The following is a 19,238-nucleotide window of genomic DNA, read 5'->3' as shown; positions in this document are numbered from 1 at the left end:
TTAAGCGGTGTGTGCCTAGACAAAAATAGTGACTAGGCTTATAGCACTTTTGAGGTGCATAAACCTAGTCACTTTGTCATAAACCCAGTCAGTGACTTAAGGCCATTGTCCTCTCGTTATTCCCGGCTGTCATCGCGGGCCACGCTGTCCTCGTCGACGAGCCTCTCCTTGAACGCCTCGTGGCCAACGCGGTTACTAACAATCGGCGATGTACCCAGAGCAAACAGGATAATCAGGGTCAACAGAGCCAAGTCACTGCTAGTAGTTGTGTGAGCTGACGCGTGCGTGGCGACGTGTACAAGCGAGCCCGACAGCGTCAAAATTAGCCCCAGTGTTTGTGGCTTGGAGGATGCGTGCATCCGACTGATGGTGTCGCGGAAGCGTATCAATCCCACGGACGCTGCAACGCACAGTAGCATTCCGGTGAGAATCAGTGTGATGGCGATAATGTCTGCCACGAGAATCATTTGGATTCTCCCTTCGCTGTTTTCGGAGCCGTTGTCGGTGTTGCCTTAGGCGCCGCTTTCTGTGCGGTTTTCTTTGTGGCGACCTTTCCGGTTGCTTTCGTCGCACCCTTCCGGGAGCTCTTTGCGGGCTGCTTTCCGTCATCCGGAACACGGAACTTGGCGACCGCCAGCGAAGACAGGAAACCGAGCAGCGCAATGATGAGCATTGGGTAGACCACCGAAGTGTCCAAGCTCCAGGCCATGAACGCAGCGAGCATGCCCTGCAGCATTGCAGTCGTCGACTCCAGCGCCACCAGGCGGTCCAGCGAGTTTGGACCGGCAATCATGTGCCCGAGGGTAATCATCACCGCAATGAAATAGCCTGCGGCAGCCACTCCGAGCAGAGTGTTAAAAACTTCCGGGTTCATCGGCTACTCCTTTCGCTGCTCTTGTCACTGCTCACCTGGTTGTCACTTGGCACCGACTTGGTCGGTTGCTCGTTGACATCGCGGTTTTCAAACGCCCGAATAACCCGACGCTCGATTCGAGTCAGCTGGTTGATTTGCTCGGCTACCTTGCTCGTCGACGACGCGTCGAGAATGTGCATGGTCAGCGTCTTTTCCCGCTTGTCGATGTCCACGATGATTCCGCCCGGCTGCAAGTTAATCAGTGCCATTGCAGTCGTGAGCGAAATATCGTCATTGGTGCGCATAGGGACCTTGATGATGGCCGTCGGTGGTGGATCAGCTCGTCGGATGGCCAGCCAGGAGACACTGATTGAGGCCTTCACAAAGTCGATTGTCCAGGAACCGAACAGTCGCACCATGCCACCGAAGTTGATGTCCAGCGCGCTGTTTGGCGGGATAGGCATGGCGAGGTTGAGCAACGTGGCTACCAGGATTCCCGAAAGCACATTGGCAAATGTCACTTCGCCCCACAGCATGACCCAAATAATCAGCGTGAACAGGAACAACAGGATTGAAATACGCGGTGGTCGTTTTGCGGCCACCCTGGCGCGAGCTTTACTCATGAGCTTTCACCTGCTCCTTCCAACGTGCTGGTGGCATGTTCGGTCACCGGGTCCGACTCCCACGGGCTCTTGGTGCGGCCTGGGTTCTTCAGCTGCTCCAGTCCCTTGTCATCGGCCGAGTCGATACCGAGAACTGCCGCGCGGTACTCATCGACATTCGCGACATTGCTTGCCGCTGAGGTCGCCACATTGGACAGTGGACCGGCCAAAACAGTGACGCCCACGGAGGCAATCACCAGCAGGGCCGTCGGCATCACCATGCCGAGTGGCATCCTGCCGACGTCGTCACGCTCTGAGATAGCAACCATCTGAGTTTTTTCCCGAAGTGTGGCTGGGTGTGCCAGCACGGTGTCGCCCTCGGGGGCATCGGAACGGTCGCGCCAGAATGCCTTCGACCAGACGAGAATCATGGTGTAGAGAGTCAGCAGGCTGGTGATGATAGATCCCGCAACCAGGATCCACGCGGTGGCGGATCCGTTGTGCGCACCGGCCTCAATCAGCATGACCTTGCCCAGGAAGCCCGAGAACGGCGGGATACCACCGAGGTTGAGCGCGGGGACCAGGTATAGCAGCGCCAGCAGCGGCGACGACTTGGCCAGACCGCCCAGACTGCGCAGGGAGGACGAGCCCGCCTGGCGTTCGATAAGCCCGACCACCAGGAACAGCGCCGTCTGCACCAGAATGTGGTGGACGATGTAGAAGATGGCGCCGCCGAGGCCCAGCGTATTGCCGACGGCAATACCGAAGATCATGTAACCGATATGGGACACCAGCGTAAATGACAAGAGACGTTTGATGTCATTTTGGGCCATGGCACCGAGAATGCCCATGAGCATTGTCGCCAGGCCGGCCCACATCAGGACGTCGTCAAGCCTGCCGTCGGGGAAAACGACACTGCGCGTGCGGATGATTGCGTAGACACCCACCTTCGTCAGCAGACCCGCGAAGACCGCGGTGACCATCGACGGTGCGGTGGGGTAGGAGTCCGGCAGCCATGCCGACAGCGGGAACACCGCCGCTTTCACTGCGAAGGCGACGAGCAGCACTGCGAAGATTGCGGTGCGGGTGCCGTCGGGGATGGCTTCCATGCGCAGGGAAATGTGCGCGAAGTTCACCGTGCCGACCGCCTGATAAACCAGGCCAATCGCCAGCAGGAACACCATCGAGGACAGCATGTTGACCATCACATACGACACGCCTGCGCGAATGCGTGACGACGATGCCCCCAAGGTGAGCAGCACGTAGGAGGCTACGAGCAGAACCTCGAAACCGACATACATGTTGAACAGGTCGCCAGCCAGGAAGGCCATTGAGACACCCATGTTGAGCAGCATGTACGTCGGAACGAAGACGGAGATGGGCTCGTCTTCATCGCCATCGCTAATGCCCTGGCCGATGCCGAACCACATCACGGCGAAGAGGACGAGCTGCGAGACAGTAATCATCAACACTGCGAGGTTGTCGGCCACGAGTGTGATGCCGATTGGTGCGTCCCAGCCGCCAACCTGGACCGTGTGGATGCCGTGGGCATAAATCAGGTACACCAAGGCGCTGGCGACTCCCAGCAGGCTGCCGAGTGAAAACAGCGCGATCGCCTGCTGTGCTTTGGGAAAACGTGCCAGCAGCAGAGCAATTGCGGCGGTGGCGGCGGGGACGATGATAGGCAGCGGAATGAGTGCCAGAATTAGTTGCTCAGTCATCATCGTCGTCACCTCCTGGGGTGTTTGATGGTGGGGTCACGGGCTTTTCGAAACTGACCGGACCGAAGTTATCTCCGGCCTCCGTGGGACGACCGGTGGTGGGGTCGTCGGACTTGTCGTGATCCGGAGCAGCCGACGGGTCGCTGGCGCGACGCAGTGCCAGGTTGCGGTCCTCGTGGTCATCCTGCACGTGATCGCCGATGTGGTAGCGGTGCTGGCGATAGAGCAGAGCCAACAGGAAGGCGGTCATGCCCATAGAGATAACAATCGCGGTGAGGATAAAGGCCTGGGGCAGCGAGTCCGCCTGAGCATCGCTGACTAGCGATTCCCTATCCCAAATCGGTGGGCGCCCCGGCGAACCAGAGCCAAGCAGGATGAGCAGGTTGATACCGTTGCCCATCAGCAACAGTCCCATGAGCATCCTGGTCAACGAACGATCGAGGAACAGGTACACCCCGGCGGCGATCAGCGTGCCGACAGTAGCCAGCAGAACAAAATTGAGAATCACTGGTGAGTGTCCTTTCCTTCGGTCCTAGCTGGGGTGGTCGGTTGTGATGCCTCTGACTCGGTGGTGTTGGTCGCAGTCCGTGCATCTGCCGCTGTTTTGGCGCCTGCAGTCTTGGCACTTGCAGGCTTGGCACCGGTTGGCTTCGCACTTGCAGTCTTGGCGCCTGCGGACTTAACACCTGCGGGCTTAGCCGCCGCCAACTTGCTACGCAGCTGGCGGGACTGGCCGAGTGCGGCTCGATTCACACGACGTGAACGATCACGCTCAGCGCGAAGGTTTATCTGAGCATCGATGCCGCCGCCCAAACTGCGCAGGATGTAGACAATCGTGCCAACGACAATCATGTACACACCCAGGTCAAAGAGCATAGGGGAGACAACGGTGACGTCGCCGAGCAGCGGAATTTCCCGCGAGCCGTACCAGGAAGTCAGCGGAGCCCAACCCACGAACAGTGGCCATACGGCGCTAAGAGCCGACACCAGCAGACCGCCGCCGAGAAGTACCTCGGTAGGAATTGGCAGAGTTGCTGCCAGTTCACGATGCCCACCGATGAGATAACGCATGGTCAGTGCCAGCGCAGCCACGAGGCCACCTGCGAAGCCACCACCGACATCGTTGTGGCCGGCGAAGAAGAGGTAGATGGAAACCACCATCATGGCGGGGAAGAGCGCGCGCGATGCCACCAGAACCATGATTGGGTAGCGCAACCGCTCGGCTTCACCGGACTCATCGATGGTGTTCAACCAGCGGGTGTTGCGGCGAGCACGATTCCGCTGTGGCTTAATCTTTGAGCGCATGTGCATCGTGTGCGTGCGGAATACCAGCGAGGTAATCCCCAGCGCCACCATCACCAGCACGGTGATTTCACCGAAGGTATCCCAGGCGCGGATATCGACAAGAAGTACGTTGACCGCATTCTGGCCGTGCCCAATGTCGTGAGCCAGCGGCGGAATGTCGCCGGAGATTGGCTCAGTACGACGGGAGCCCATAGCGTAGGCGGCCAACACTGGGACAGTGACACCGACTGCGATGGCCAGCCATGCACGGTGTCGTATCCACCTCGGATTTGATGCCGGTGCCCGCGGCGAGAGCGTGCGCAGCACCAACACGAAAACAATCATTGAGACCGTCTCAACCAGCAGCTGCGTCAGAGCCAAATCAGGTGCACCGTACATGGCGAAGATAATGGCCAAGCCGTAGCCGGTCACACCTACCAGGATGACACCGGAGAGCCTGTTTTTCTGTTGGGTGGCGGCCAAAGCCGCGATGATCATAATCAACGCGACCGCGCCCTGCGGTGCAGAGTCCCACAGTTCCATCCGGAGCTCATCACGCTCACCGAGCAACAAGGCACCGATGGACAGCACGATGAGGGTCAGCAAAATGACCGCCTCATTCAACGGAAGGGAACCACGCTGGGTCGCAGCAGTGGCACGGAGAGAAAGACGGCGGGCCAAGTCCAGGATGCCGTCGTAAAGCGCATCGGCACTACCGAGAGCCGGCTGTTCAAACTGTAGCTGACGCACCAGTTTGCGCTGCCAGTGCATGATGCCACCTGTGATCAGAATTGTGGCTGTCAGCGCCAGAGGAAGGGTGAAACCGTGCCAGAGAGCCAGGTGCGATTCTGCTTCCGCATTCGGGTAGGCATTGGTGAGGTAGGGCGAGATAGTCGAGTCGAGGACGCGGGGAACCAGGCCGAAAACCAAACCTGCCAGCGCCAACAGCCAAGCCGGGCCAATCTGATCCCACGTCGGGGAATCCATCTCTGCCACGGCAGGGGAAGTGCCACCGCCGCTGGCGTGGGTGCTGGACTTGGTCGCAAACGCGGCGCGCAGCAGGTACAGCGAGTACGCTACGGTCAGAATCGAACCCACGACGAGGCCAATGGTGGTAAACACCGACGGCATCCCATGCAGCGGATCAGCATTGAGCGTGGCCTCCAGCGCAGCTTCCTTGGCGACGAAGCCGAAGAACGGCGGCACACCCATCATCGATGCAGCGGCGAGAATCGAAATCACCAGCAACTGCGGCGACTTTCTACCGAGCCCAGAGAGCTCACGGATATCGCGCGTACCAGTCAGCCTGTCAATTGTGCCCGCGACCATAAACAGCGCGGCCTTGAACATGGCATGGCCGAGCGTCAGTGCCAGGGCTGCCAGCATCGTCGCACGCGTGCCTATCGACGCGACTGTGATGATGAATCCCAACTGGCTGACAGTGCCATACGCCATAATCAGCTTGAGATCCTTCTGGCGCAGGGCCATCCAGCCGGCCATGATCATGGTCAAGAGGCCGAGCGGGATGATGATTGGCTGCCACGCGTTGGTGTCATTGAAGGTCGGCGCGAGCCGGGCAACCAGGAACACACCGGCTTTGACCATCGCTGCCGAATGCAGGAAGGAAGAAACCGGGGTAGGGGCGGCCATTGCACCGGGTAGCCAGAAGTGGAAGGGCGCGATAGCGGACTTCGACAGCGCACCAACGACCAGCAGGATTGCGGCCGTGGATACTGCCGTGGAGTCCAGCTGTGCCGCTGTCAGAGCGCCAGGCGCGGTGAGTTCGGAGAAGTTCCAGAAACCGGTGGTCACTCCCATCAGAACGATACCGACCAGCATGATGAGGCCACCCAGCGTCGTGACCAGGAGCGCCTGGCCTGCTGCGCGACGGGAGGAGGCGCGCTCGGCGTAGTAGCCCACCAGGAGGAAGGACAGAACCGAGGTAATTTCCCAGAAGACGAACATCAGCATGATGCTGTCGCTGATGACCAGGCCGTACATCGCCGCAGCGAAGGCGATCATTTGGGCTGCGAAGGAACCTACGCGGCGACGTTTGCCGAGTGGCGGGTTGATGAAGTAACCGGAGCAGTACACCAGTACGAGAAAGCCGATGGTCAAAACCAGCGTGCCGAAGAGCGATTCAATAGGACCTAATCGCAGGTTTACATCCAAGTGGATAATGGGCATCCACGAAAAATGCGTGACGGCGGGTTGCGTGAGTGCGGAAGTTTCCCCGTTGCCATTGTCTAGAGCTAAGCGAACGAGATGGGTGCCGGTGTAGATGGCACCGCCTGCCAGCGGGAGGCTGAGTACGAGGAACCCGCGGGTTCCGAGCCACTTAATCGTCCATGGTGCAAGCGCTGCCGTAACGAACAGGATGCACAGGAGAGAAGTCACTATTCCATAATGATTGGAACACGCCAGTTCATGCAACCCCGTTTTAGGGACTTAAGCATTTGAAGCGGTGTTAACCGAGTGTGTGAAAACGGTCAATTGTTTCTGGGAAAGTGAAAATTTGGGGGTGAGTTGTGGGGGGCGGAAGTTGGGCATTTTTTGGGGCTTGAGCGGCTGACTGCTCAAGCCCCAAATCAGTGCCATTACTGCCCCCCCCCAACACCACCCCACCCCAAAGGTCAATACATTGAACTTGGTGATTCATTGAACTGACCACTATTCTTGGCTGCCATGAGTATTAGCGTCCAGAACTTGAGCGTGAGCTACGGCGCGAACACCGCGATTCGGAACATCAGCTTCACCCTCGACTCCCCCGGCATGCACGGCATCATCGGCCCCAACGGCTCAGGCAAATCCACCCTCATGAAGGCGATGCTCCAGATCCTGGACAAACACAACGTCCACGGCACAGGCCCCACCGGCGCCCCTGCCGGCTACCCCGTCACCCTCGACGGCAAGGCCCCCGCCGAGCAGCGCCGCGCAATCGCTTATATCGAGCAGCGCTCTGACCTCGACCGCAACTTCCCCACCAGCGTCTTCGACACCGTCCTGATGGGCACTTACCCGCGCCTGGGTCTTTTCCACCGCCCCGGCAAGGCCGAACGCGAAGCAGCCACCCAGGCTCTCAAGGACGTCGACATGTGGGACTTTCGCCACCGCCACATCAGCGAACTCTCGGGCGGACAGTTCCAGCGCGTCCTCTTTGCCCGCGCCATCGTCCAGGACGCGGAGTACATCTTCCTGGACGAGCCCTTCGTCGGCATCGACGTCCCCAGCGAGAAGACGATCGTGACCCTGCTGCGGCAGATGGCGGACGCGGGCAAGCACGTCGTCGTCGTGCACCACGACATGAACACGGTGCGCGGCTACTACAACGACCTCATCGTCCTCAACGGCGAGCTCGTCGCGGCGGGTCCCACCGAGGAGGTCTTCGTCCCCGACGTGCTGCAGAAGGCCTTCGGCGCGCTCGTCATCCGCGAGCCGTCAGCACCAGCCCACCCCACGCCACGGCAGGCAGCCCTCCAGGAGGAGACAGCATGATCGCGGAGTTCCTCGACTCACTACTCAGCCACGGCTACCTGCAAAAAGCGCTGATCACCTCGGTGATCGTGGGCGTGGCCTGCGGCATCGTCGGCAGCTTCATCGTGCTGCGCGGCATGGCCCTGATCGGCGACGCCATCTCGCACGCCGTACTACCGGGGGTCGCGGCCTCCTACCTGCTCGGCACGAACCTCTTCCTCGGGGCGGTGGTCGCGGGTCTACTCGCCACACTGGCGATCGGGCTGATCAGCGAACGCTCCACTGTGAAGAACGATTCGGCGATCGGCATCGTCTTTTCCACCTTCTTCGCGATCGGCGTGCTGCTCATGGCGAAAGCGCAGACGGCGACGGATCTGACGGAGATCCTCTTCGGCAACGTCCTGACCGTTCAGGACGCCGACCGCAACCTCTCGATCGGTATTGCCGCTGCCGTGCTGATTCTCACGCTGGTCTTTTACAAGGAGCTCAAGCTCAGCACCTTCGACCCCGTCATGGCGCAGTCGGCTGGCGTGCCCGTGCGGGCAATCCACTACGGGCTGATGGTGGTGCTCACGCTGGTGACGGTCATTTCCCTGCAGACGGTGGGCGTGATCCTGGTGGTCTCCCTGCTGATCACTCCGGCGTCGGCGGCGTACCTGCTGACGAACCGGCTGGGAGTGATGATCGGGCTTTCAGTGGCGATCTCGGCGCTCAGCTCCGTAGTGGGGCTGTTCCTGAGCTATAGCTACAACGTGTCCTCCGGCGTGACGATCGTGCTGACCGCCAGCGCGCTGTTCCTGCTGGCTTTCCTCTTCGCGCCAGGCAAGGGACTGATTGCTCGCTCGCTGGGCAATAAGCCACTGGCCGCGCTGTTGGCCCTCCTGGTGGGCGGTGCCCTCGTGTTCGGGGCCGTGACCTTCTCGACGGAGGAGAAGGCAGACGGTGAGCAGCTGAACGTCGTCACCACCTTCACGCTGCTGGCGGACCTGGTGGAGGAGATCGGCGGCGAGGCGGTGGACGTCCATAACCTCGTGCCGACCGGCACGGACCCGCACGACTACGACCCCCTGCCCGCGGACCTGGATGCGACGAGCGACGCCGACCTGCTGTTCTACAACGGGCTGAACCTCGAGGGCGGTGAGCACGGCTGGCTCGCGAAACTGAAAAACACCGCGGGCCTGGACGATTCCCAGATGGTCGAGGCCACCAAGGGCGTGGAACCGAAGTACCTCAAGGACGAAAAGGGCAATCAGGAGATCAACCCGCACGCCTTCCTGGACCCGACCGTCGGCATCGCGATGGCCGAGAACGTGACCGCGGCGCTGGCCGAGGCCCTGCCCGAGCGTGCCGAGCACATCGAGGAGAAGGGGGCGGAGTACAAGGCCATGCTGGAGAGCATCGACGCCGACTACCGCGAGCAGATCGGTGCGCTGCCGAAGGAGGATCGTGTGCTCGTGGCCAGTGAACATGCCTTCCAATACATGGTCGACACCTACGGCATGGAGCAGCTGTATATCTGGCAGATCGACACGGATGAAAACGGCTCCCCCGCGCAGATCGGACACCTCGTGCGCCAGCTGAAGGACAAGCGCCCGAAGCACCTGTTCGTGGAGTCGAACGTGGATACGCGCCCCATGAAGACCGTCTCGAAGGAGGCCGGGATTCCGATCTTCGACGAGCCACTGCACTCCGATGAGCTCGGCAAGCCGGGCACGGTCGCGGGAACCTACGAGGATTTCCTGCGCAGCAACTTGAAGACCATGATCGCGGGGCTGAAGCGCTAAAACGCGAATGCTCGAGGCCCACATGCGTTGGGCTTCCCCGGTCGCATTCCCGTTACCTTGTGAGTGTCCCCGATAATGGGGATAGTCGCTGGTCCCGGTATGGCTTACCTGCCCTGTAGTTTCCATAATCCGGGGGGGTGTTGCCGCCGGGTGCCAGGACTTTCGATGACAGCTGATAGGGACACGGCCAGTTTTAAACTAGGTCTCTTTGTAACGTGGGTGCTTGCAACGAAGGTCATGACACCAGCGACTGGAACAACGCCATACCCATCTCGTTTTCTAGGAGCTCATCATGTCTCCGGAGCATTCCATCGACATATTCCTTGGGTTAGACGTCGGCAAATCTGAACACCACGCCTGCGCCTTAGACCGTGATGGCAACAAGGTCTTCGACAAACCGTTGCCTCAACTCGAATCCGAACTAGCAGGCGTTTTTCACCAGCTTCAGAAGCTTGGCACCGTGCTCGTGATCGTCGACCAACCCAACACCATCGGCGCACTACCGATTGCTGTAGCCCGGGACTGCGGTTGCGAAGTCGGATACCTGCCAGGTCTTGCGATGCGCAAAGCTGCAGATCTCTATCCGGGACGTGCAAAAACAGACAAACGCGACGCATTCATCATCGCCGACACCGCCCGCACAATGCCCCACACGCTACGTGCCGTCGACCGCAATGATGAGGTACTCTCCGCCCTAAAGATGCTGTCCGGCTTCGATGATGACATCGCCCGCGATTGCACTCGCACTGTCAATCGGCTTCGCAGTGTCCTCACCCAGATCTACCCCAGCCTGGAACGAGTTTTTGCTGGTAGCACCCTGACTCGCACGCCGATCCTGGAATTATTGATCCATTACAAGGGACCGCAGGGGCTAAAAAGAGCCGGATACCAACGAGTGTTGAACTGGATGATCAAGCGCACACGTAAAGACCCCACCCCGCTGGTAGACGACATTTTTACAGCGCTGAAAGCTCAAACAGTCACCGTGCCTGGAAGCGATGCCGCCGAGTTAGTAATTCCTCAACTGGCTGCAAACATCCAGGCCCTCAAAGAGCAACGAAACACCATTGCTGAGCAGGTTGAAGAGATGCTCGCTGATTTCCCTCTTTGTGAGGTCTTGATGAGTATGCCCGGAGTCGGCATCAAGACCGCAGCGCAGATCCTTCTTGCGATCGGTGATGGCTCCGACTTCGCTAGTGCTGGCCACTTAGCTGCTTATGCTGGAATAGCACCCGTGACTAGACGATCCGGTTCGTCGATCAGAGGTGAATTCCCGGCACGGTCAGGCAATAAACGACTGAAAAACGCCTTGTTCTACTCCGCATTCGCAGTTATCCGCAGCCACGAACCGTCACGGCGGTATTACGAACGCAAACGCGCTGAAGGAAAACGCCACAACGCAGCAGTCATCTGCCTGGCACGACGCCGATGCAATGTCATCTACGCGATGCTGAAAAACAAGGAGTTCTTCCGCGAAATCCCGCCACGCCCCGTCGCCGCATAAAGCCCCAAAGACGAAGCCGACCAGCACACGCTGGCCGGCTCCTAGGCACGCCTAAGAAACTACTCCCAAGACTGTGCTCGTCAACATCGGTCTGGCACTTGACAAAAACATAGGGACACCCCCCGTTTACTAAACGAGCAGCATCCGCGTCCTACCCATGCAGGCGGTTAGCAGCGCAGACCAAAGCGGAGAGCACGGAAGCCTCCGGAGTCTGGCCGAAGCCCATGGTCCACACATGGTCATTGTTGTGACCTGCATAGACAAAGGTAGCGGTAGCTTCGAAGATTTCGAACTGGTGGAATTCCACGATTTCCACGCGGTAACCTGCATCAGCCAGCAGATTAGTGCAAGCCGACACCGGCCCCATAGCGGTAATCTCCTGGGTGAAGGTGTGGGTGTGGTCGTCCTTGTCGGTCAGTGTTAAGTCAGCGTTGAAATTCCAGCGCCCCAGGGTGCCGCGGGTTGCCTCGAAATTCTTGATCTGAACCGGGCCGCTCGTGGGGGAGTAGGTGTCCTTGAACTTCTGCCAGTTCATGCCACGAGCTTCTTGCCTTAAGCCTCGAGGCAGGCGATGTCCGAATCGAGCCCTAAATGGATCGTCGGAATAAGTTCGCACATTGCCGTCGTCCTGGTGCTCCAACGAAGGGCGCTTGCCCGTGAACGTCGTCGAAGTGGACATGTTCTTCTGGGTGCGAGTGGGAAACATTCTTTTCTGGTCCTTTGCTTAGTTGCTTTTGCTGTGAGTGGCGGACCAACCAAGTGCTTTGAGAAGTTGCGGCCAGAGACCCCGTGTGGAGGGGTCAGTCCTGTCGGCCTCCACCGGGGTTCGTAGCCTTCGCTACTCGAATAAGAATGTTCTGCTGCATGGGTGGAACCTTACTACAGGTAAAAGATGTGACACAAGTCATTCAATCAATATCTTTGGTGGATTCTTTGCTGTCCCCGTTAAATTCCGTTGACAGAGGCCAGGAAAACCGCCTCGCCAATAGCGATGTCGCGAATCTCGTTCGGGTCGACCGATTCATCAGCCGAGTGGATGCGAGCCTGTGGCTCCTCCACGCCGTAAAGCGCGATGTCAGCACCTGGTACGGCGTCCAGCAGGGTGGCGCACAGCGGAATTGAGGCGCCCTCGCCCATGCTTGCGGTCTCCTTGCCATAGGCGGCCGACAGGCTGTCAGCGACCAGTTGCACAACCTTGCCCTCAACGTTGGCCCGGAACGGGTTAGCCAGCTCGTCGCGTTCGACCGTCACCTTCACGCCCCACGGAGCATGTGCGCGCAGGTGATTTTCCAGCGCGTCCTGCGCCTCAGCCGGATCAACGCCGCCTGGGATGCGGAAGTTAATGTGCGCCATGGCGGTCGACGAAATCGCGTTGACAGCATTGGTTGCCGGTGGGCAGTCGATGCCGGTCACAATCACCGACGGGCGCGCCCAGGTCAGATCGGAGACGGAAGTGTCCTCGTTGCTAATCAGGCCCACTCCATTGAGCACGCCGGCGTCAGCGCGGAAAGTCTCTGGCGAGTAGTCCAGGCCCTCCCACCGCTGCGAGCAGTCCAGTCCATCAATAGAAGTAAAGCCATTTTCATCGCGCAGGCTGTCGAGCATGCGAATCAGTGCCGCCAGCGCATCCGGGGCTGCGCCGCCGAACATGCCCGAGTGAACCGGCTGCTCCAGCGCATCGACGCGTACTTCCACATCGGCGGTGCCGCGCAGAGTGGTCACGAGCGTCGGCTGGCCAACCTCGGCATTGCCGACATCCGCAATGAGGATGACGTCGGCGTCGAAAAGCTCTGGCTGTGTGGCGATGAGGTTGTTCAGGCCCGCCGACCCGCGCTCCTCGGAGCCCTCCACGATGAGTTTGATGTTTGGCATGTCGACGTGGCCCGCAAGAGCGTCGTCGCGCAGCGCGCGCAGCGCAGCCAGGTGCATGACCACGTTGCCCTTGCAGTCGGCAGTACCGCGTCCGTACCAGCGACCGTCGCGCTCATCGAGCGTCCACGGATCCGCGGTCCAAGCGGATTCGTCGCCCGCCGGCTGGACGTCGTAATGGGAGTAGAGCAGTACGGTCTTCGCGCTTTCCGACGACCCGGGGACGAAACCCGACAGAGCAATCGAGCCGTCGACGGTGTGGTGCGCCTTCAGTTCGATGTCCAGCTCTGCGTACATCTCGGTAACCGCCTGAGCTGCGTCAATGCAAGCCTGTTTGGTTTCTTCGGTGCCGTGTACGGAGGGGAAAGCCACCAGCTCGGTCAGCTGGGTGCGGATGGTCTCGCGTTGGCTGGAGATGTGGTCTCGCAGGGCGTCCGTGAGTTCCTTATTAATAATGCTCATGTGCGACAGTGTAGGCGCACAACCATGATGACGTTGGGAGTGACGTCGGGAGTGGTATTGGCGTTGGGAGTTGCGGCGCTTAACCTTGCACTCGATGGGGTTGAGTGCTAAAAAAGTGAATTAGCACTTGCTCTAATTGAGTGCTAATAAAAACAACTTCACACCTTGTGTATGTGTGCGTTGTATGCGAGTTGCAGCAAACTGCAGCACATACTGCAGCGCAGACTGAAACAAGTGTTGCAAAGTCGTTAAAAAGTACAGTGTTGACTCCGGTGATGGAGAGGGCGGCGCTTCCCTCGAATCACATGCCGTCGCGGGCGCCTGGGTCAACTTCCAATGTAAGTGCCACATAAATAGACGGAGGATTCTTCAAACCTCATGGCTAAGATGATTGCATTTGACGAGGAGGCCCGCCGCGGTCTCGAAACGGGTCTGAACACCCTGGCAGACGCTGTCAAGGTTACGCTGGGCCCGAAGGGTCGCAACGTAGTCCTCGAGCGCAAGTGGGGCGCACCGCTGATCACCAACGACGGTGTCTCCATTGCACGTGAAATCGAACTTGAGGATCCTTACGAGAAGATCGGCGCTGAGCTGGTCAAGGAAGTTGCCAAGAAGACCGACGATGTCGCTGGTGACGGTACTACTACCGCTACCGTTCTGGCTCAGGCTCTGGTTTCCGAGGGTCTGCGCAACGTTGCTGCTGGCTCCAACCCGATGGGCATCAAGCGCGGCATCGAGAAGGCTGTCACGGCTGTTACCGAGAAGCTCCTGGAGTCCGCTAAGGACATTGAGACCAAGGAGCAGATTGCTGCTACCGCTGGTATCTCCGCTGCTGACCCGGCTATCGGTGAGCTGATTGCCACCGCTATGGACAAGGTCGGCAAGGAAGGCGTCATTACCGTGGAAGAGGCCAACACCTTTGGTCTCGACCTGGAGCTGACCGAGGGTATGCGCTTCGACAAGGGCTACATCTCCGGTTACTTCGCCACTGACATGGAGCGCCAGGAGGCCGTTCTGGAGGATCCGTACATCCTCCTGGTTTCCGGCAAGATTTCCAACATCAAGGACCTGCTGCCGCTGCTGGAGAAGGTCATGCAGTCCGGCAAGCCGCTGCTGATCATTGCTGAGGACGTCGAGGGCGAGGCTCTGTCCACCCTGGTCGTCAACAAGATCCGCGGTACCTTCAAGTCTGTCGCTGTCAAGGCTCCGGGCTTCGGTGACCGTCGTAAGGCAATGCTGCAGGACATGGCTATCCTGACTGATGGCCAGGTCATCTCCGAGGAGGTCGGCCTGTCGCTCGAGACCGCTGACCTGCCGCTGCTGGGTCGCGCTCGCAAGGTGGTCGTCACCAAGGACGAGACCACTATCGTCGAGGGCGCTGGCGAGCAGTCCGCTATCGAGGGCCGCGTCAACCAGATCCGCGCTGAGATCGAGAACTCCGACTCCGACTACGACAAGGAGAAGCTGCAGGAGCGCCTGGCTAAGCTCGCCGGCGGTGTTGCAGTTATCAAGGCTGGCGCCGCAACTGAGGTCGAGCTCAAGGAGCGCAAGCACCGCATTGAGGATGCCGTCCGTAACGCAAAGGCTGCTGTGGAAGAGGGCATCGTCGCAGGTGGCGGTTCCGCACTGCTGCAGGTCTCGCACGTGCTTGACGACGAGCTGGGTCTGACCGGCGACGAGGCAACCGGTGTCCGCATCGTGCGTGCGGCTCTCGCAGCTCCGCTGCGCCAGATTGCTCTGAACGCTGGTTTCGAGGCCGGCGTCGTTACCGAGAAGGTTGCTTCCCTGCCGCAGGGTGAAGGCCTGAACGCTGCTACCGGCGAGTACATCGACCTGATGGAAGCTGGCATCAACGACCCGGTGAAGGTTACCCGCTCCGCACTGCAGAATGCCGCTTCCATTGCGGCTCTGTTCCTGACCACCGAGGCTGTTGTCGCTGACAAGCCGGAACCGGCTATGCCGGCAATGCCGGGTGGCGACGAGATGGGCGGCATGGGCTTCTAAAAGAGGTCCCGACTGCTTGAGTTAGCCTAAAAAGCGCCGCTGAGGGAAATCCTCAGCGGCGCTTTTTGCTGTGTAACTTGAGAAAGTTTTAAGTCCCCGAACCCACCCTCGTTGCATCAGACGCCTCAGCGCTTGGTAGTGAAAAATAACCGATGATCTGTACCCATGTACGCAATGACGAGGACTGTCTGTTATTAATCCTGCTGCCTCAGTACAGGTGAGATCTTTAGGTGTCCCTTTAAGGCCAGAGACAGGCCGTCGCGCTCGCCGACAATCTGGATGCAACTACCGACTTATCAAAATGTGAAATTCTTCTGGTTTCGCTACCGAACCCTGCCACTTTGCTATTCGGCCGGCTTATTCGCGGCCTCGATAAGCTCGGTTGACCAGTTCGCCTGCTGAATACGGGTATCCAAGTCCCGGTATTCCTTCGCCGCCTTGTCGGCTTTCTGGCGCAGCGACCGGATATCCACAGTGGCGACATAGCGAATCTCCGAAGCTGAGTATCGATCCCGCCGACCCGAGCCCTGATCGGCTGCGGAGGTGTAGAACCGCCGCCGTGTTAGCAGGTGGTCGCGCTTCGCAAGTGCGTCGCTAAGCGTTCCGTCCTCGAAGGCAGTAGCGGAATTCGTTGCGTTAATCGAGCGCACCAGCCATTCGAAGCGCGCCATCAGACGCTCGGCTTCGGCAATAAGCGCTTGCGGATCTTCATCAGGCGTATCGCCTTCCTGCACCTGCGCCACCAGCGCGAGACGGCGATTAATCTCAGCCAGCCGGTCGGAAACTTCGGATCGTGCGGCAAGAGCCTCGGATAAGAACATGGCATTTATTGTACGCGCAGTGCTTATCGACGGTCGCTGCGTGCAGTCCCACCCCCTCAATTTCGGTAAGACGGAACGTTAACTGCTGGGAAATTGCAGGTAAGGGCACCCGCATGGGGGACGCGTGGCAGAGAAATTCAGTAGGATAAGGGGTATGGCTGACAAGAATGAAGAGGAATTCCACATCGTCGATTTGGCGAAGACCGAAGGCTACGTCGTCGATGATTCTGATGAGGACGATCCGGTACTGGTCACTCCAGACGGTGAGCGGGTTGACACTTGGCGCGATGGCTACCCGTACGAGGAGCGCATGACGCGCAAGGAATATGAGTCTATTAAGAGGAAGCTGCAGATTGAGCTTCTGAAGTGGCAGAACTGGACCAAGGAAACTGGTCAGAAGCACATCATCCTCTTCGAAGGCCGTGACGCCGCTGGTAAGGGCGGTACCATTAAGCGCTTTAACGAGCACCTGAATCCGCGTGGTGCTCGAACTGTGGCTCTGGAAAAGCCGTCGCCGCGTGAGTCCACCTCGTGGTACTTCCAGCGCTATATTGAGCATTTTCCGTGCGCTGGCGAAATCGTCTTCTTCGACCGTTCTTGGTACAACCGTTCGGGCGTTGAGCGCGTGATGGGTTTCTGTACTGAGTCTCAGCATGCAGAGTTCCTGCGTGAGGTTCCGATGCTGGAGAACATGATTCTGGGCTCCGGTATTTCGCTGACCAAGCTGTGGTTCTCGGTGACCCAGAAGGAGCAGCGCACTCGCTTCGCTATTCGCCAGGTCGACCCGGTACGTCAGTGGAAGCTCTCTCCGATGGACCTCGCATCGCTGGACCGTTGGGGTGACTACACCCGCGCGAAGGAAGAGCAGTTCCGTTACACGGATACCGATGAGTCCCCGTGGATTACCATTAAGTCCAACGACAAGAAGCGTGCCCGCATCAACGCGATGCGTTATGTGCTGAGCAAGTTCGAGTACACGGAGAAGGACCACGAGCTGGTCGGTACTCCGGATCCGAAGATTGTTAAGCGTGGCCGCGACCAGATTGGTGACTAATTCGGTGGCTCGTAACTGACAAAATTCTTGTCTAGAGGTAACGCCCGCATGAGTGCTCAGGCACTCGGCGGGCGTTTTCTTATGGTTGGCAGCGCCGGGACGATGCCCTTATGGCTCGCAGCGGCGGGGCGATGCGAGTTAGTGACTGAGTTTATGACAAAAACGGCCAGAAATTTTGCTCGAAAGTGTCATAAACTGGGTCAGTTTCACATTTGCAGCCCGCCAGCTTTTTAGACCGTCAGACTTTAGCCTGCCAGCTTGCAGCCGCTACCCCTCAATCAACTCCTGACCCCAGTAGGAATCTGGGGTAGTGCCAGGGGCGATCCAATACACAGCGGAGCCGATGTGACGGTTCCACTCATTGAGCAAATCGCCGCGATCCAAACGGGCCTGGATTGCGCTGAACTGGTTGTCCGGGTTCTTCTGGAATGCAACCCAGACCAGGCCAACGTTCGGTCCTTCGAACGGGAAGGCCGGCTCACCGGGCTGGTCTTCGTAGGCATAGGCGCGGCGACGCAGGGCGTCGTCAGGCTGACCATCCTGCTCACGGGAAAGCGCCAAGTGAGACTGGCGGTGGATGAGATACTCGCCCTGGTCATCGACGGCGTCCATGTCCTCTTCATCGAACTCGTCATTGCCGCCGGAAAGAGGAGCGCCGGTGTGGAAGTCACGACCGATAACGATGGAGCGTTCGTCGGTGCTGAGCTCATCCCAATTGTTCAAGTCGAGGGCAATACGGCGAACAACCATCACGCAGGAGTTGTTAATCGCCTTGTCCTTGGAGTCAATCCACACCTGTTCGGACCATTCCTCCGGAGTGGACGGGTTGACGGTGCCGTCGAGCTGACCCAGCGGGTTGCGTGGGGTAGCGCCGTGAGGCTGCGAACCCCAGGCGTAGGAAAAGCCCTTCTGGAACCACTTCACGCGAGCCCACGGAGCCGCCTTCTTTTCCAGTAGACGGGACGCGGCCGAAACGGTGACGAGATCATCACCGCACAACTGCAGAGCGAAGTCAGACTGGCCCCACTCAGGGCGGAGCATGTCATGCTGGAATGACGGGATATCGTGCAGACCAGCCGGCTTGCGCTCTGGCTTGCCGAGCACATCGAAGATGCGCTCACCGAAACCTGCGGTAATGGTCAGGTTTGCAGTGGCTGCAACCATTTCCGGTTCCAGATACCCCTCGATGTCCTGGCCTTGGGTGAGGCGGCGGGCAACGTCGGTAAGCGAGGAGAACAGTGCCTTCAGATCTGCTGCGTCGACGCCGTCCTTCAAATCGAATGCGACGAGGCGGAGATGTGCTTGGCCGGGCTGTTCAACGCCTGACTGGACCGGGCCATCGAACGGAATCTTGGCGCCCCTCAGGGAAGTTTCGGAAGCCTGTGTCAATCGAGGTCACTCCTTGAAAGCGGTGGAATGAATAGCTTTTATGACTACGAGCTTAATCGCATTGGCCCCAGCAGGAGAGCACTAAAGCGAAGGCTCGGGGAGGGGCTAAGTGAATGACATATTTGTATATTGCGATATACTTCACATCCACAGCCGCCTCGAAGGTGTTCATAAAGGAAAGTGCTGCATATCGCACGTTTTCCGCGCAAGGTGTGTTTTGAGCCTAGCGCGCATGAGGCCCTCGAGTTATGCAGGGGAATCCCGGTGCAAGTCCGGAACTGTCCCGCAACGGTAAGCATCACTGCCAGAGCTTTGGTTTATCCGACGAGTTGATAACCAATCTTGCAGTGATGACAAGTCCGAATGCCTGCCGGTTGTGCAATTTCATATCCGATGCTGATCACGACTGACGAGGAA

15 protein-coding genes and 1 riboswitch are annotated in these 19,238 nt (G+C 59.0%); of the genes, 5 read left to right on the top strand and 10 right to left on the bottom strand.

Annotated features, from left to right (window positions below; translation table 11 throughout):
* Positions 1–116 precede the first annotated feature (116 nt).
* Genes EGX79_10120 through EGX79_10095 form a run of 6 tightly spaced genes read right to left on the bottom strand, consistent with a single transcriptional unit; the run spans position 117 to position 6,860 of the window.
* Positions 117–467, bottom strand: coding sequence for a cation:proton antiporter (locus tag EGX79_10120; protein AYX82497.1), 351 nt, complete (start codon positions 465–467; stop codon positions 117–119).
* Positions 464–874, bottom strand: a complete 411-nt coding sequence (locus EGX79_10115; GenBank protein AYX82496.1) for a cation:proton antiporter — start codon at positions 872–874, stop codon at positions 464–466. Before EGX79_10115 ends, EGX79_10120 begins: the two co-directional genes overlap by 4 nt.
* The gene (locus tag EGX79_10110; GenBank protein AYX82495.1) at positions 871–1,476 is read right to left on the bottom strand and encodes a Na+/H+ antiporter subunit E; all 606 of its coding nucleotides are present in this window, start codon (positions 1,474–1,476) and stop codon (positions 871–873) included. Before EGX79_10110 ends, EGX79_10115 begins: the two co-directional genes overlap by 4 nt.
* Positions 1,473–3,179: a Na+/H+ antiporter subunit D gene (locus EGX79_10105; protein AYX82494.1), complete on the bottom strand. Its 1,707-nt coding sequence runs from the start codon at positions 3,177–3,179 to the stop codon at positions 1,473–1,475. Before EGX79_10105 ends, EGX79_10110 begins: the two co-directional genes overlap by 4 nt.
* Entirely contained in the window at positions 3,169–3,684 is a 516-nt protein-coding gene (locus EGX79_10100; GenBank protein AYX82493.1) for a Na(+)/H(+) antiporter subunit C, read from the bottom strand. The genes EGX79_10105 and EGX79_10100 overlap by 11 nt, the downstream gene beginning before the upstream one ends.
* Positions 3,681–6,860, bottom strand: a complete 3,180-nt coding sequence (locus EGX79_10095) for a Na+/H+ antiporter subunit A (protein AYX82799.1) — start codon at positions 6,858–6,860, stop codon at positions 3,681–3,683. The genes EGX79_10100 and EGX79_10095 overlap by 4 nt, the downstream gene beginning before the upstream one ends.
* A 285-nt stretch (positions 6,861–7,145) precedes the next feature.
* Here EGX79_10095 and EGX79_10090 point away from each other — a divergent pair, with 285 nt between their 5' ends.
* The 3 genes from EGX79_10090 (at position 7,146) to EGX79_10080 (ending at position 11,222) form a co-directional block, all read left to right on the top strand.
* Entirely contained in the window at positions 7,146–7,955 is an 810-nt protein-coding gene (locus EGX79_10090; GenBank protein ID AYX82492.1) for a metal ABC transporter ATP-binding protein, read from the top strand.
* Between the two features lie 74 nt (positions 7,956–8,029).
* On the top strand, positions 8,030–9,718 hold the full coding sequence (locus EGX79_10085) for an ABC transporter permease (protein ID AYX82798.1): 1,689 nt from the start codon (positions 8,030–8,032) through the stop codon (positions 9,716–9,718).
* A gap of 292 nt (positions 9,719–10,010) precedes the next feature.
* Entirely contained in the window at positions 10,011–11,222 is a 1,212-nt protein-coding gene (locus tag EGX79_10080) for an IS110 family transposase (GenBank protein AYX82491.1), read from the top strand.
* A gap of 151 nt (positions 11,223–11,373) precedes the next feature.
* On the opposite strand, the gene EGX79_10075 is transcribed toward EGX79_10080, so the two are convergent.
* Together EGX79_10075 and EGX79_10070 are read right to left on the bottom strand one after the other, a co-directional pair.
* On the bottom strand, positions 11,374–11,928 hold the full coding sequence (locus EGX79_10075; GenBank protein ID AYX82490.1) for an acetyl-CoA acetyltransferase: 555 nt from the start codon (positions 11,926–11,928) through the stop codon (positions 11,374–11,376).
* 239 nt (positions 11,929–12,167) lie between these two features.
* Positions 12,168–13,553, bottom strand: coding sequence for a dipeptidase (locus EGX79_10070; GenBank protein ID AYX82489.1), 1,386 nt, complete (start codon positions 13,551–13,553; stop codon positions 12,168–12,170).
* Between the two features lie 378 nt (positions 13,554–13,931).
* Between EGX79_10070 and groL the strand changes: the two genes are divergently transcribed.
* A complete protein-coding gene (gene groL, locus EGX79_10065) occupies positions 13,932–15,557 on the top strand; it encodes a chaperonin GroEL (GenBank protein AYX82488.1) in 1,626 nt (541 codons plus the stop codon).
* A gap of 344 nt (positions 15,558–15,901) precedes the next feature.
* Here groL and EGX79_10060 read toward each other — a convergent pair whose 3' ends face one another.
* Positions 15,902–16,378 carry a hypothetical protein gene (locus EGX79_10060; GenBank protein ID AYX82487.1) on the bottom strand — a complete coding sequence of 159 codons (477 nt, stop codon included), beginning with the start codon at positions 16,376–16,378 and terminating at the stop codon, positions 15,902–15,904.
* A 154-nt stretch (positions 16,379–16,532) separates the two neighbouring features.
* Between EGX79_10060 and ppk2 the strand changes: the two genes are divergently transcribed.
* Positions 16,533–17,432 (top strand): polyphosphate kinase 2, encoded by a 900-nt coding sequence (ppk2, locus tag EGX79_10055; protein ID AYX82486.1) that lies wholly within the window; start codon positions 16,533–16,535, stop codon positions 17,430–17,432.
* A gap of 267 nt (positions 17,433–17,699) precedes the next feature.
* On the opposite strand, the gene EGX79_10050 is transcribed toward ppk2, so the two are convergent.
* Positions 17,700–18,821, bottom strand: coding sequence for a Dyp-type peroxidase (locus tag EGX79_10050; protein AYX82485.1), 1,122 nt, complete (start codon positions 18,819–18,821; stop codon positions 17,700–17,702).
* A 207-nt stretch (positions 18,822–19,028) separates the two neighbouring features.
* Positions 19,029–19,211, top strand: a riboswitch (cobalamin riboswitch).
* Positions 19,212–19,238: the final 27 nt, after the last annotated feature.

This window comes from Corynebacterium jeikeium, assembly GCA_003955985.1.
Taxonomy (GTDB): domain Bacteria; phylum Actinomycetota; class Actinomycetes; order Mycobacteriales; family Mycobacteriaceae; genus Corynebacterium; species Corynebacterium jeikeium_D.
Note: the sequence above shows the minus strand (reverse complement) of the source record. Positions and strands in the feature narration are given on the sequence as shown.

Bases quoted from the DNA above. Each gene is read 5' to 3' on its own strand.
- EGX79_10090 (AYX82492.1), top strand. From the start codon at position 7,146: ATGAGTATTAGCGTCCAGAACTTGAGCGTGAGCTACGGCGCGAACACC.
- EGX79_10060 (AYX82487.1), bottom strand. From the start codon at position 16,378: ATGTTCTTATCCGAGGCTCTTGCCGCACGATCCGAAGTTTCCGACCGG.
- EGX79_10105 (AYX82494.1), bottom strand. From the start codon at position 3,179: ATGATGACTGAGCAACTAATTCTGGCACTCATTCCGCTGCCTATCATC.
- EGX79_10080 (AYX82491.1), top strand. From the start codon at position 10,011: ATGTCTCCGGAGCATTCCATCGACATATTCCTTGGGTTAGACGTCGGC.
- EGX79_10110 (AYX82495.1), bottom strand. From the start codon at position 1,476: ATGAGTAAAGCTCGCGCCAGGGTGGCCGCAAAACGACCACCGCGTATT.
- EGX79_10115 (AYX82496.1), bottom strand. From the start codon at position 874: ATGAACCCGGAAGTTTTTAACACTCTGCTCGGAGTGGCTGCCGCAGGC.
- EGX79_10075 (AYX82490.1), bottom strand. From the start codon at position 11,928: ATGTTTCCCACTCGCACCCAGAAGAACATGTCCACTTCGACGACGTTC.
- groL (AYX82488.1), top strand. From the start codon at position 13,932: ATGGCTAAGATGATTGCATTTGACGAGGAGGCCCGCCGCGGTCTCGAA.
- EGX79_10070 (AYX82489.1), bottom strand. From the start codon at position 13,553: ATGAGCATTATTAATAAGGAACTCACGGACGCCCTGCGAGACCACATC.
- EGX79_10120 (AYX82497.1), bottom strand. From the start codon at position 467: ATGATTCTCGTGGCAGACATTATCGCCATCACACTGATTCTCACCGGA.
- ppk2 (AYX82486.1), top strand. From the start codon at position 16,533: ATGGCTGACAAGAATGAAGAGGAATTCCACATCGTCGATTTGGCGAAG.